A 13,511-nucleotide genomic window follows, 5' to 3' on the forward strand; every position below is an offset into this window, starting at 1 on the left:
TGAGTACAAGTGATGCCAGAAGTGGTAGCCGTAAGATGATAAGATGGCATAAACGTGGAGCAGATACGACGCATATATTCGATATCTATTCCTTAAAAAACCATCGGATTATTCATTCTTTTTTCCCGAGAAAAGAATATGCGGATTTGATACTTTGTAATGCCCTGTATGAATACAAGGATACGCTGTGTTTTTATTATGATAAAGATCGGATCATTTATCAGTTGTCTACTGATCGGGCCGAGGTACGCTACCGTCTGGATAAAGGCAAATACGATCGTTTGCAAACAAGGGAAGAATTTATGCAAGTTCAGGGGAAAGAGGTGCCTTATCGCCGGATCGATTTCGAACATTGTAATGAAACGGACAAATATGTAATCGGTTCTTATTATTTTAAAGGGAAGTTTTATATTTTCATTTATGATAAAGAAACGGAGATAACGAAAAATTATAGGTGGGTGAACAACGATTTATTGGGAACAGGTACAGAAGGGGGAATAAGATGGTTTAATTGGAATTATGGTTTGTGTTTTAAGCAGGATTACTTATGGATGATCGCTATTGATTGGATAAAGGTGATGGGGATCGTGAAAGGAAGATCGACAGCAGAAGAATGGGAGCGTTATTGTGAAGAACATCCGGATTTTATTCGTTATTATAACGAATTGCTACGTGACCGGGAAGATGAAGAGGGATGGGATACTGAAGTGGGAAGTAAGCTTTTCATACTTAAATATTATTTTAAATAATATGGATTTTTATGAAATGGAAAATCGATTATCCCTATGTGGTGTGTATCGTTTTTTTGATCGGAGCAGGAATATGGATGAATTACCTGTCGATAAAAAAACAGGGATTGGAAAAAGAGGTCGAATGGTTCCGGCAGGAGACCGAACGGCTCGGGCAGTTTTATCAGCAGGTGACGGATCTTTATTTTACCGGTTTACAGGTGGTGACCATCGATCCGGGACAGGTTCAGGCCGATTCATTGAAAGAAGGTGTCGTGATTTGTCTGCCGACTACACCCCTGGATAGTTTGGAAGGAGCTGCCTTTAAGTATACCCTGAGCCGCTTGCAGACTTTGAAGGGGTATAAAGTAGGAGTGTGGTTGTACGGTGAAGCTACCGGTGAAGTGGCCGATTGGGTAAAAGAATACGGATATGATTGTATTTATTCCGGCCGGAAACCGAATGGACTGCCCGATGCCAGTATATTCTATCTGGATACCGGGTGTAAAGCGGAAGCTCTTTTCAAACTCCAGCCTTATGCCGTTCATTTGTTAAATAAATATATGAAGTTTCTGAGAGATCACTATATGGCAGGAGGAACGGTGTACGTACAAATGAACAACAGCCGGAATTGATACAATAAATGATGAACGAAAAGGCTTTTTCGTTCATCATTTATTGTTTTCGTTTAATACATATAGTCGTAAACAGGCAACTGTACCGGTTTGCCTTTCAGGGCTTCGATGGCTTTGGCGTTGAGGTAGTTTTTGCGGATCACGATACGGAACATGTATTCATCGAACCATTTGTCGGTGAATGTCAGATAGCCGTTGTGGCCGGAAGCTGCTCCCCAGCTGTTTTCGAACTCCCATTTTACGGGTTTGTCGTTTTCGTCGGTGTCGCAGGCCACCAGAGTCATGGCGTGGGAAGAACCGCTCTGACGGGTGAGGATACGGGCTTTTTTATCCATATCCAGTTTCACGCCTAACAGGGATTCATAATCGTACATTTCGGGATCGAGGATACCTTCTTCCCGGTTGAACTGTTTCCCTACATCGCAGGAGGCATACATCGGCTCGTTGTTTTTAATGGAAGCCAGGGCGGCCTCTTTGATATCTTCGTTGGGCAGATTGAGATAAATCCAGTTGATTCCCTCGATGGTATTCCGGTAATTCTGAATTTCGTATGTTTTGTAATATTCCCGGGTCGGATCGTTCATGATCATGATATAGTTGGAAGGACTGTAGTCGGCCGGGGTGATTTCTTTGTAGAACTGTTTCGGCGTGTAATTGGCCAGCTCTTTGATATTCCCGTCTTTATCCTTATATCTCCACGTAAACTGATGAGGAGGCTCACCCAGGCAGAGGGCCAGAATCCGGTATACTTCTTTCAGCGTAGCCATTTTAGCGTTTGTAAGTTCCTTCCCTTTTTTGCCGGCAGCAGTCATTTCGCGCAGTTCATAACCACCTTGGCGCAGTTTTTCATTGATGATGCTCACCATCTGGGAAGTATTGTTGGAATGAGCGGTTTCGGGCATCACTTCCTGAGGCACTACTCCGTATTTCTCGGCAGCATTGTAATAAAGGTTCCATACTCCGCCGTCTCCTACAGGAGCTTTGAAGTATTCCACTACTGTCCGGTCGTCCATCGGTTGCTTGGCGGTTGCGATGATGTTTTCGAGGAAAAGATTCGACTTTTCGAAGATATCCCAGAAATACAGGTAGTTGTGTGAAAAATCGAATTGGCTGAGGTTGTATTTTTTCATGATCGACGGGCGTAATACGTTCATTGAGGTAAACATCCAGCACCGTCCGGAACTGAGCTGATTGGTAATGCCTTTCACATCTGCCCGGTATTTGAAATAGTGGTCGATTTTACCTTGCAGATCACGGTTCAGGGCATTGCCTTTGATGTCTTTGTCGGCAGTCAGTATGTTCTGAATGGCTTTCGTAGAAGCATCCTTTTTGAAACTACTCTGGATTTCCTGCAGGTCTTTTTCGGAGAGCGCTTGTGCGAAAACTCCGGAGCAGGCCAGAAAGAGGGTCGTTGTGATTAAGGTTTTCTTCATTGTATCGGTATTTGAATTAAAAAATTACAGATGGATTACTTCGTCATAGGCAGCTGCTGCAGCCTCCATTACGGCTTCACTCATCGTCGGGTGCGGGTGAACGGTTTTGATGATATCGTGTGCGGTAACCCCTTTCTTCCGGGCTAAAACCAGTTCGGCAATCATTTCAGTGACGTTGGCACCGACCAGATGTGCACCGAGCAGTGTATGGTCCTTGGCATTGAAGATCAGCTTTATAAATCCATCGTTAGCTCCGGCTGCACTAGCTTTCCCTGAAGCGGTAAAAGGAAATTTACCGATTTTCAGTTCGTAACCGGTTTCGGCGGCTTTCGCTTCACTCAGGCCGACGGAGGCTACTTCGGGCGAAGTATAGGTACAACCCGGAATGTTGCCGTAATCGATCGGTTCGGGAGTCAGGCCGGCTAATTTTTCTACACAACAAATGGCCTCTGCCGAAGCAACATGGGCCAGAGCCGGACCGTGTACGATATCTCCGATGGCATACACGCCTTCGACATTGGTACGGTAGTAGCCGTCTACTTTAATTTTACCTCTTTCCATTTCGATACCCAGTTCTTCCAACCCGATGTTTTCAACATTGGGAGCGATACCGACAGCCGACAATACCATTTCAGCTTCGTAGGTCTCGATTTGATCTTTCTTATTCCGGATATTGATTTTCAATAATTCACCACTGGTATCGATACTCTCGACGGTAGATTTTACCAATACTTCGATACCGGCTTTCTTGAACGAGCGTCCCACCTGTTTAGATACTTCTTCGTCTTCGACAGGCAGGATCGTAGGCATAAATTCCACCAGGGTCACTTTAGTCCCCATCGCATTATAGAACCAGGCCAGTTCCGAACCGATAGCTCCGGAGCCGACTACCAGCAGTGAAGCCGGTCGATGATCGAGGGTCAGCGCTTCACGGTAACCGATAATCCTTTTCCCATCCTGAGGAATGGCCGGCAATACCCGTGAACGTGCACCGGTAGCCAGGATAATATGTTTCGCTTCGTATATCGTTTGTTCCCCGGCGGCTGAAGTAACCGCTACTTTTTTATCTGCCGTCAGTTTCCCATGTCCGGGAATTACGGTAATGTTATTTTTTTTGAAAAGATACTGGATGCCTTTGCTCATTTTGTCGGCAACTCCCCGGCTACGGGCGATGATTGCCTGAAAATCGGGCTCTGCATGTTCGATCTGGATTCCGTAGGCCTCTGCATGTTGTGCATATTCGAGTACCTGAGCCGATTTTAATAAAGATTTGGTTGGGATACATCCCCAGTTCAGGCAGATTCCTCCTTGTTCGGCACGTTCCACTACAGCGACATTAAAACCCAATTGAGCACCACGAATGGCAGCCACATACCCACCGGGGCCACTCCCGATGACGATTAAATCGTAATTCATATTTCAAACGTTTTAAATTTTCTTTGCTGCCACAAAACTAATAAAAGATCAGGGATAAAACAGCGCTTTATCCGATTTGGTAGAAATTTTTTCAAGGAAACTGGAGAAAAAAGGCGAATAATTTAAAAAAGTAGAATTATTCTGTACTAATTCGTCTTCGGTGATCGGAATTGGAGACCCGGTCGCTTCTGTCGGTCGTCTACCTTTTTCTTTCACTGACCGGCGGAACTCCTCGCAAGCTCGTCAGACACCACCGGTCGGGCGTTCAGAAAAAGCAAGACGACACTCGCCAGAGCTCCAATGGTCTCCAATCCCGATCACCTCCGACTAACGTTATCACTGAATTGCAGACCAGTCTTGATTTAAGAAAGATTATTCTCACTGGAAATAATCCGGACGGTCCGTCTTCCTGCTGCTGCAAATTTCTGGTTGTATTTTCTTTGCCGGTTAGCTCTGCCGTGAGATGCAGGGTTTTATGCCGGAAGACCATTGGAGCGGGAACGAGTGTCCGGTTAGGTTTTCCGAACGCCCGACCGGTGGTGTTTGACGAGCTTGCGAGGAGTTCCGCCGGTCAGTGAAGGAAAGCCTTAACGGACCGGTCCAGGCGAACCGGTCTGACGGTATAAAACCCGAAATCGGAATAGATAGAAAAAAAATAAACCTAGGTATAATTAGTTCGTAAAGTTCTTAAAGTTGCTCCTTCGTTGCTTAAAAGTTCATAAAAAAAGCACCCGCAGGATCCAGGGACTTATAAACTAATTTAATTTTACAATTGAACGGATGGTTATTTTTTTGTTATCTGATTTTGTTTATCAGCCAGCTGATCAGGAAAAAGAGAAGGAAACAGATTACGATGGTGGCACCGGTGGGAATATTCAGAAAGGCAGAAAGGAATAGTCCGGTAATCGAACCGGCGGTACTGACCAGGGCGGAAGCCAATAGTTGCTGTTTGAAGTTTTTGTAAAAGATGCCGGCGATAGCCTGAGGAATAGTCAGATAGGAAATGACCAGAATGATTCCGGCTAATTTCAGGGACAGCACGATACAAAGGGCGATGATCAGTGTGATGGCGATGTCTATCCGGTTGACATGCACATGGTGAGTACGGCTGTATTCTTTATCGAAAGCGATGTAGAATAACGGACGGTAGAAACGGGCGAAAAAAAGGATGATACCCAGACATAGAACCACGGAAAGGATAATCTGTTCCCGGGTAACGGTCAGGATATTCCCGAAGAGATACGACATCAGATTGGGGGCATACCCTGGAGTGAGGTAAATAAACAGGATACCGATTGCCATACCTGCCGACCAAAAGATGCCGATCAGGGAATCTTCCTTGAGCTTTTTACTGTCGGAAAGGAACAGAATTCCCAGGGCAGATAAAATCGAGAAGGCTGTGGCACCTAACATAGGAGATAACCCGAGGTAATATGAAAGTCCTAAGCCGCCGAAAGAAGCGTGGGTGATTCCGCCGCTGATGAATACCATTCGTTTGGCAACGATGTAGGTACCTACCAATCCACAGCTGATACCGATCAACAACGTACTGATCAACGCATTCTGAAAAAAATCATATTTTAAAAGTTCCAGCATCTTCGATTCTTTTTATTCATTATTTCTTCTTCCTTTTTTCCTCAAGTCTCCTTTTTCGTCTTTTCCCTTTTCGTCTCTTTGCCTATAGCTTTTAGTAGCTTCACCGCCTGCTACTGTTTACCTTTTTCGTGTTCCTTCAGCACCCGGTGCGGAATTTTTCCGTGAGTGATCAACTCGATGGGACAGTGGTACGATTGCAACTGTGCTGCACTGATCAGGTTAGAATTATGATAATGCAATTCCCGGTTGACACAAGCGATAGTCTTCACATAGGAACAGATAGTTCCCAGATCGTGAGATACCATGACTATGCTCAGCGATTTATTGAGTTCTTCCAGGATGGTGTAAAATTCCTTTTCGAAATTACTGTCTACATAAGTTGTCGGTTCGTCGAGGATCAGGATGCGGGGAGACGCAATGATCGCCCTGCAAAGGAATACCCGTTGCATCTGTCCGCCCGATAAATCGCCGATCGGTGCTTTCTTATATGCTCCCATACCGTATTGATCGAGTAAATCCCAGGCTTTTTGTTTTTCGGCTCGGGTATAGGATTTGTAAAGTCCCTTTTCGGACATCAGGCCGGAGAGGACTACTTCGGTGACATCGATGGGAAAACGCTGGTCGAAACGGCTGTTCTGTGGTAGATAGCCGAAGAGATTTTGTCTGGAGACGGGGTAAATGACCTCTCCGCTATAAGGCTTCAGTAACCCCAGTATCACTTTGAGCAGGGTGGTTTTTCCGCCCCCATTGGGACCGATGATGCCAAGAAAGTCATGCTCATAAATTTTCAGATTGACTTGATGAAGAATGACTTCATGGTCATATCCGGCGCTTACATTTTTGAGTTCGAGTATGGGGGTCATGTTATTTTTCAGGTAAATATTTATCCAGGGTATCGATCAATCGGTTCATTTCAGCTGTCCAGTTTTCGGTCAGCGGGTCGATCTGAATGATTTGGCCTCCGATTTGTTTGGCTACGGATTCGGCATTATTGACATCGAATTGACTTTGGATAAAGATCATATGGATATTTTTTTCCAGGGCCAGATCGATGATTTTTTTCAAATGGGCCGGATTGGGTTCTTTCCCTTCGTCTTCGATCGAGATTTGTTCCATCCCGTAATCGGCAGCAAAATAAGTCAAAGCCGGATGATAGATCAGAAATATTTTGTCTTTTTTATGATCCAGTACTTGTTTGGCACGATCGGCAATGCTGTCGATCTTCTGGAGAAGGGCCTGGTAATTTTGTTCGAACTGTAGTTTTTGTTCCGGATATTTTTCCGATAGTACTTCATAGACGGTAGTGGCCATAGTGCGGGCATGTGCCGGAGAAAGCCAGATATGAGGATCTACTCCGTCGTGTTCGTCACCTGCGGCATGCGTATGCCCACAGCTTCCGTGAATCAGTTGCAGGTTGGCGGAGTGATTTACGATTTGGATATCCGGGCGGTTTTCGAGAACAGGAAATAGATGGATTTGTTCGAAAGGTAAATAACCGATGGTGAAACAAAGGTCGCTATCGTATAACTTCTTCAGTTGTTCCGTACTTAGATCACAGGTAGCCGGATTCATACCCGGAGGTATCATGACATTCACCGTCAGGTAATCACCGGCGATTTGTTCTGTCAGGTATTTTTGAGGAAGAATACTGACGCTCACCAGCCGGGTAGAAATGGATTTATTTTTACAGGAAATCAGGAGGTTCCCGATCAGAAAGAAAAAAAGGAATAAACGAAAATATTTGGTAATCATTGTGTTGAATAAAATATGTAAATCAAGTTATCTGTGCTATTTAGATTCGGTAAAGATAAGCTAAATTATCGGAATTTGAAACAGTAGTGTCATTTTCCAAATCTGTATTTTGTTAAATTTTCAATCGGCATTTTTATTTTTCGATTTTTACTTTATATTTGTCATGAATGAATACGAGCCATGGTCCTTTTTAATTCTAATATCAACCTGAATAATAATTGCAATGCAGAGCGGTTGCAAAGGGGAGGTTATGGTTAAAAACGGAACAGATCAGATATATGGATGAGCCTTCCCGATGCGGGGAGGCTTTTTTGTCGGTTATAAACTTAAATTTTTACCCTTATGAAGCAATTATTTTTACCGGAAGACTACACTTCGGTCTTGGATGTATGGCAGACAGAGCATGCCATTAAATTTATCAAGGACACCTTTCAATTGGCGCTGGCTGCGGAATTGAAGTTGCGCCGGATTACAGCACCTATTGTCGTTCCTTCGGGGAAGGGCTTGAACGATAACCTGAGCGGTACTGAACAGCCGGTGAGTTTCGGAGCCCGTGTATTAAGAGGGCAACGAGCCGAGATCGTACAATCGCTGGCCAAATGGAAACGTTATGCTCTTTGGCGGCATCATATTCAGCCGGGTATGGGAATTTATACCGATATGAACGCTTTACGTCCGGATGAGACGATCGATAATATTCATTCGGTGTATGTCGATCAGTGGGATTGGGAGAAGGTGATTACCCCGGAAGAACGCACGCCGGAGCGGTTACAGCTTTGTGTCGAGAGAATTTATGCGGCCTTGAAACGTACCGAATTTTTATTGAGTGAACAATTCCCGGTATTACAACCCTTTTTACCCGATCGGATTCATTTTATACATGCCGAAGAGTTGAGAAAGCAATATCCCGGTTTGTCCCCCAAGGAAAGGGAAGAACGAATAGCCTGCCAGTTCGGGGCGGTTTTTATCCGGGGGATCGGAGGAGCTTTGGGGGATGGAACGATTCACGACGACCGTTCACCGGATTATGACGATTGGTCCACTGAGGCGGAAGACGGTTCGGTAGGTTTGAACGGAGATATCATTGTATGGAACCCTGTATTACAGTCTGCTTTCGAGATTTCTTCGATGGGGATCCGGGTGGATCGGGCTGCCTTGGAAAAACAATTGTGGCTGAAAAATGCAGGGGACTGGAAAAAATTGTATTTCCACTCTCTTTTGTTGGAAGGGAAATTACCCCAAACAATGGGGGGAGGAATCGGACAATCCCGGCTCTGTATGCTCTTATTGCAGAAATGTCATATCGGAGAGGTACAAGCCGGCTTATGGCCCGATGAGGTATTGACCGAATGCGAAAAAGCCGGGGTGTTTTTGTTTTAATACCGATAAAACAGAAAAAACGGTAACAACGGAAAGCATTATTGCTATTACCCTTGTTACCGTTTTATCGGTTGGCACCTGATTATTTTATTTCCTTCATCAGGCTTTCTACAGCTGCTTCCAGTTGCAGATCACGGCCTTTCATGGCGCTGGCCGGGTCGTTGGTCACTTTGATGTCCGGTTCGAGCTGCATATTCTCCAGGATGCGGCCTTGGTTGTCTTTCATTCCTACCTGAGGAATACCGAATACCAGGCTCGGATCCATCAGAGTTTCCCACCATACGGCGGTCATCGTTCCCGGTACAGGCATACCGATTACTTTACCGAGTCCCAGTTCTTTGTAGGCCCAGGGGAATCCGTGGGCGTTACTGTAGTTGCTTTCGCTGACTAATACGGCCGACGGTTTGTTCCATTGAGTGAACGGATCTTCACCGATGAATTGGCCACGTGGAACGAATTCGGCGTATTTCTTACCGCTCAGCAGGTGTAACAGGTCTTCATGTAGCCAGCCTCCGCCGTTGTAACGGGTGTCGACGATTATCGCTTCTTTGTTCCGGTATTTGCCCAGTATTTCAGAATATACTTTACGGAAACTGGGACTATCCATGCTCTTCACATGTACGTAACCGATTTTCCCATTGGATAGTTTTTCAACCATTTCCTGGCGTTGTTTTACCCAGCGGTTATATAGTAAACCGTTTTGGTTGCCGTAAGTGGTCGGTTTCACATATTCCTCCCATTCCTTTTTGGTAGAAGGATCGTAGATTGTCAGCATTACCCGTTTACCGCTCAGGCCTTCCAGTATCTGGAAATAATCCTGTCCTTTTTTGATTTCCTGATTGTTGATTTTCCGGATAATCATACCGGGTTTGATTTTACCACTGGTTAGATCCAGCGGACCTTTCTCCAGGATTTCCTTGATCTTCAGGCCATCGCCGTCGAATGTCTCGTCGTAAAAAACACCCAGGGCTGCCGTCTGTGAAGAACTGCCGCCTCCTTTGTAGCTGGCACCGGTATGGGAAGCATTCAGTTCGCCCAGTAATTCGGCCAACATTTCGGCAAAGTCGTAATTGTTGTTGATATAAGGCAGGAAGCGGGCATATTCTTTTTTATAGAAAGCCCAATCGATATTGTGAATGGCAGGATCGTAGAATTTATCTACTACTTGCTGCCAGACGTGATCGAACAGGTAAGCCCGTTCTTCGGGTTTCTTCCATTCGAACTCGGCATTGTAGCTCATACCTTTCAACTGGCCGGAATTCATATCCACTTTAGAGATTTGTCCACCGGAAAGCAGGTACAGGTTTCTGCCGTCTTTACTCATAACGAGAGCACCGCCTCCTTTGTTCAGTTTGGATAACATACGGGTACTTCCGTTTTTGAAGTCTCTGACCCAAAGGTCGTAACCGCCTTCAAAAGCGCTCAGGTAATATAGTTTTGAAGCGTCGTTGGTCAGTACGGCGTCGCCCAGACGGGAAGAATTGATGGTCAGGCGTACCATCCGGTCTTCCAGGTTTTCAAAGTCGATTTTGAGTTCGGGGAGCTTGTTTTCTTCTGCTTTCGCTTTTTTACCTTCTTTTTCTCCTTCGTCTTTTTTATCTCCCTCTTCTTTTTTACCTTTTTTCCCGGCTTTATCTGCTTTGTCACCTTTCTTTTCCTGTTTCTTTTCAGCTTTGGCTTTTTCTTCGGCTTCTTTCCTTTTCTGTAACTCTTTTATTTCTTTATGAAGAGCCAGTTCTTCTTTGTTCATTCTGAATTCATCCCAGGCTTCCGGATCCAGGAATAAGGCATAGATGTCGTATTGAGCTCCCCAACTACCGTGGCTACGCATACCTTGACGGTCGGTCGACCAAATGATGGCTTTTCCGTTCATCATCCATTTGGGATTCTGATCGCTATATCCACTGTTGGTCAGGTTGTGGATTTCTCCGCTGCCGTCGGCTTTTACAAGAGCGATATCGTTATGCTGCCAGCCGCCGTGTTCGAAATATTTAGCCAGGATCCACCGACCGTCGGGAGACCATTGATACCATTGGTCGCCGTCTTGATAGGAATAGTTGTATTTAGCCGGAAGTACCGTTCTCGATTTTTTGCTTTTCAGATTGATTACCTTGATTTCGGTCCGGTTTTCGAGGTAAGCGATTTCTTTACCATCCGGAGAGAAAGAGGGTTGGAAACAAGCATTAGTACCCTTGGTGATCTGCTCTTCTTCGATTTCTTTGGCATAAGCGAAAGATTTATCGTCTTTGTCTTTGATCCGGGCGACATAGATATTCCAGTGACCGTTCCGTTCACCGGCATATACCAAAGAACGGCCGTCCGGTGAAAATTCGACTGAACGTTCCTGAGTGGCCGTATTGGTGATTCTTTTCGTCGTACCGTATTCGGCGTTAGCTACATATACATCTCCGCGAACAATGAAAGCGAATTCTTTGCCGTCGGGTGACAGAGCCATCTCGGAAGCTCCCCGGTTCCAATTCATTTTAGCAATAGGGGATTCGGTATTGTCGGCGATGATATCAACCGCTAATTTTTTCGGTTGTTTTCCGGGTTGCAGGGTGTAGATCTCTCCGTTGAAAAAGTAACACAACAAGCCGTCTTCAGAGCTGCTCAGGAAGCGGACCGGATGTTTGCTGTGTTTGGTGATTTGTTTGATGTCCGAAGGATTTTTCAGGGACATTTTGCATACATTGAAATCCCCGAAACGTTCACTCAGGAAATAGATGTTTTCGTCGTTATCGGCGAATACCGGGTTGCGGTCTTCCACCTGTTTGTTCGTTAGGTTGGTAAATTCCCCGCTTTTCAAGTCGTGAATCCAGATATCCCGGCATACGGAAGATTTGTGGTGTTTCCGCCAGTTGTCTTCATATCCTTTATAATCGTGATAAATGATTTTATCGCCTTTTTTGTTGAAATTGATGTCGAAGGCGTCGAACGTCAGAAATTGTTCCGGCCGTCCTCCATCGACACTGATCTTGTACACCTGCCCTCCACTGGGGAATTGGCCGTATTCTGCATCGGGCATGACATTGGAACGATAGAGGATTTCTTTACCGTCGGGAGTGAAACATACGGGGATTTCGCTGCCTGAATAATAGGTCAGGCGGGTAGGGGTGCCGCCGCTTACCGGAACGGTATATAGGTTCAATCCTTCGTCCCGGGCAGAAGTGAAAGCGATGGTTTTGCCGTCCGGTGACCAAACAGGCCGGCTGTCATAAGCCGGATGGGTGGTCAGCTGGGTAGCTCTACCACCTTCACTGCTTACCAGAAAGATGTCTCCTTTGTAACAGAATGCGATGGTTTTTCCGTCGGGAGAAATCGCCGGATAACGCATCCATAGCGGATTTTCCTGAGCTGACAGCCCGGAAAAAACAAGGGCTAGAAACCCTGTACAGATAATTTTGATCAGGTTCATGTTTTGCTATAATTGATGTTAAATTTATATCCACCCTCATTTGAAATCACCCGAAATCGAACGACCTCGGTATAAAACGGTGTTAAAAGTAGTGATTTTAACTGTAAAGCGAAATCGGTTGCAGAAGTTTAACGAAAAATTTGGATTTGGACTTGGATAAACAAACGGGGCTGTTATAGAATGAATGGTATTCTCCAAACAGCCCCGGAAAACGATATGCTTTAATTTACAATCTTTTCTTTCTTTTTTATAATTTCCGGTTACGGATGTCGCGCAACATATCGGTATAGTTTTTCAGCAAACCCGGTTGTTTCACTTTTAATTCTTCTTGCTGTAATTTTTGAGATTCAAGCAAAATCTGCTCTGCCCGTTTGAAATTCCCCAAACGATAGCTCATACTGGCTGCTCCGAAAGGAATCTTTTGATGATAGGGTTGCATGGCATTAGCATAATCAACCCAGGATTGACATAGTTTCACCGTTTTCTTATCAGAAGGGGATACTCTCCAAAAATAATCGGTGATGCCTAAAATCGTTCCGGCACACATATAGTACATTTCCATAAATTGGTTACATGGTAATTTGCCGACCAGATATTCTACATTTTCAAATACCATATTTTTTAAATATACATACCTGGGATTGGCATGCAGAGAATCGATAGGATAGGTCTTCATTAAATTTTCCATATAGGATACCGCTAATTCTTTTATGCGTGCATCATCCGATTTGCTGCGGACCAGGAAACACAACTCCAGGTACTCCGGCGTTGCCCAGAAAATACCCCGGTCGCGGATCAAGTAAGCGTCACCGTCCAGTAAATGGCCTTTATAAGCATTGAAACGTTTTTTCAACTTCATCAACTCATCGAACCTGCTCCGGTCCCCTTTCATGATACTTTCGTCAAACCGGTCAGACAGAAAAGCCTGGAACGGAAACACGATAGCATGGCTGAACTCTCCGTCAGTCCTGCCACACTTGATGATGGCATCGATAAAACGTTCGCACAAGGCTTTGTCATATAGGGACAGTTTCCACATATAGGGATTTTTCAAATCCACGAGTTCTTCATCCGTCATGGCTTTCAGCATGGCGTTGATGGCAAAAGGTTTTTCACCAACCGGTGCCGCGTCGTAATAAAGGCTGATGGTTTCCCT

10 protein-coding genes are annotated in these 13,511 nt (G+C 45.0%); 3 read left to right on the forward strand and 7 right to left on the reverse strand.

Annotated elements, in window-relative coordinates:
• The coding region (locus WS42_RS13095; protein ID WP_046451219.1) for a 6-bladed beta-propeller at positions 1 to 749 on the forward strand (749 nt) is incomplete at its 5' end.
• An 11-nt stretch (positions 750 to 760) separates the two neighbouring features.
• Positions 761 to 1,363 (forward strand): hypothetical protein, encoded by a 603-nt coding sequence (locus WS42_RS13100; protein ID WP_046451220.1) that lies wholly within the window; start codon positions 761 to 763, stop codon positions 1,361 to 1,363.
• A 53-nt stretch (positions 1,364 to 1,416) separates the two neighbouring features.
• On the opposite strand, the gene WS42_RS13105 is transcribed toward WS42_RS13100, so the two are convergent.
• From WS42_RS13105 to WS42_RS13125, 5 genes are all read right to left on the reverse strand, one after another.
• Positions 1,417 to 2,796, reverse strand: coding sequence for a C1 family peptidase (locus tag WS42_RS13105; protein ID WP_046404638.1), 1,380 nt, complete (start codon positions 2,794 to 2,796; stop codon positions 1,417 to 1,419).
• Between the two features lie 24 nt (positions 2,797 to 2,820).
• Complete coding sequence (lpdA, locus tag WS42_RS13110) at positions 2,821 to 4,212, reverse strand: dihydrolipoyl dehydrogenase (protein WP_022159676.1); 1,392 nt, start codon at positions 4,210 to 4,212, stop codon at positions 2,821 to 2,823.
• A gap of 795 nt (positions 4,213 to 5,007) precedes the next feature.
• Positions 5,008 to 5,808, reverse strand: a complete 801-nt coding sequence (locus WS42_RS13115; RefSeq protein ID WP_013612363.1) for a metal ABC transporter permease — start codon at positions 5,806 to 5,808, stop codon at positions 5,008 to 5,010.
• 110 nt (positions 5,809 to 5,918) lie between these two features.
• Complete coding sequence (locus WS42_RS13120; RefSeq protein ID WP_022160986.1) at positions 5,919 to 6,671, reverse strand: metal ABC transporter ATP-binding protein; 753 nt, start codon at positions 6,669 to 6,671, stop codon at positions 5,919 to 5,921.
• 1 nt (position 6,672) lies between these two features.
• Positions 6,673 to 7,560 carry a metal ABC transporter solute-binding protein, Zn/Mn family gene (locus WS42_RS13125; protein ID WP_022160985.1) on the reverse strand — a complete coding sequence of 296 codons (888 nt, stop codon included), beginning with the start codon at positions 7,558 to 7,560 and terminating at the stop codon, positions 6,673 to 6,675.
• 342 nt (positions 7,561 to 7,902) lie between these two features.
• Here WS42_RS13125 and asnA point away from each other — a divergent pair, with 342 nt between their 5' ends.
• The gene (gene asnA / locus WS42_RS13130) at positions 7,903 to 8,940 is read left to right on the forward strand and encodes an aspartate--ammonia ligase (protein ID WP_046451221.1); all 1,038 of its coding nucleotides are present in this window, start codon (positions 7,903 to 7,905) and stop codon (positions 8,938 to 8,940) included.
• 82 nt (positions 8,941 to 9,022) lie between these two features.
• Here the strand turns inward: asnA and WS42_RS13135 are convergent, their stop codons facing one another.
• Together WS42_RS13135 and WS42_RS13140 are read right to left on the reverse strand one after the other, a co-directional pair.
• Entirely contained in the window at positions 9,023 to 12,346 is a 3,324-nt protein-coding gene (locus WS42_RS13135; RefSeq protein WP_374938095.1) for a S41 family peptidase, read from the reverse strand.
• Between the two features lie 256 nt (positions 12,347 to 12,602).
• Positions 12,603 to 13,511: hypothetical protein (locus WS42_RS13140; protein WP_286728628.1), on the reverse strand; the 909-nt coding region annotated here is incomplete at its 5' end.

The organism is Odoribacter sp. N54.MGS-14, assembly GCF_000980295.1.
Classification (GTDB): Bacteria; Bacteroidota; Bacteroidia; order Bacteroidales; family Marinifilaceae; genus Odoribacter; species Odoribacter splanchnicus.

Coding starts and splice junctions, on each gene's coding strand:
- WS42_RS13105 (WP_046404638.1), bottom strand. CDS start 2,796: ATGAAGAAAACCTTAATCACAACGACCCTCTTTCTGGCCTGCTCCGGA.
- WS42_RS13115 (WP_013612363.1), bottom strand. CDS start 5,808: ATGCTGGAACTTTTAAAATATGATTTTTTTCAGAATGCGTTGATCAGT.
- WS42_RS13100 (WP_046451220.1), top strand. CDS start 761: ATGAAATGGAAAATCGATTATCCCTATGTGGTGTGTATCGTTTTTTTG.
- lpdA (WP_022159676.1), bottom strand. CDS start 4,212: ATGAATTACGATTTAATCGTCATCGGGAGTGGCCCCGGTGGGTATGTG.
- WS42_RS13125 (WP_022160985.1), bottom strand. CDS start 7,560: ATGATTACCAAATATTTTCGTTTATTCCTTTTTTTCTTTCTGATCGGG.
- WS42_RS13120 (WP_022160986.1), bottom strand. CDS start 6,671: ATGACCCCCATACTCGAACTCAAAAATGTAAGCGCCGGATATGACCAT.
- asnA (WP_046451221.1), top strand. CDS start 7,903: ATGAAGCAATTATTTTTACCGGAAGACTACACTTCGGTCTTGGATGTA.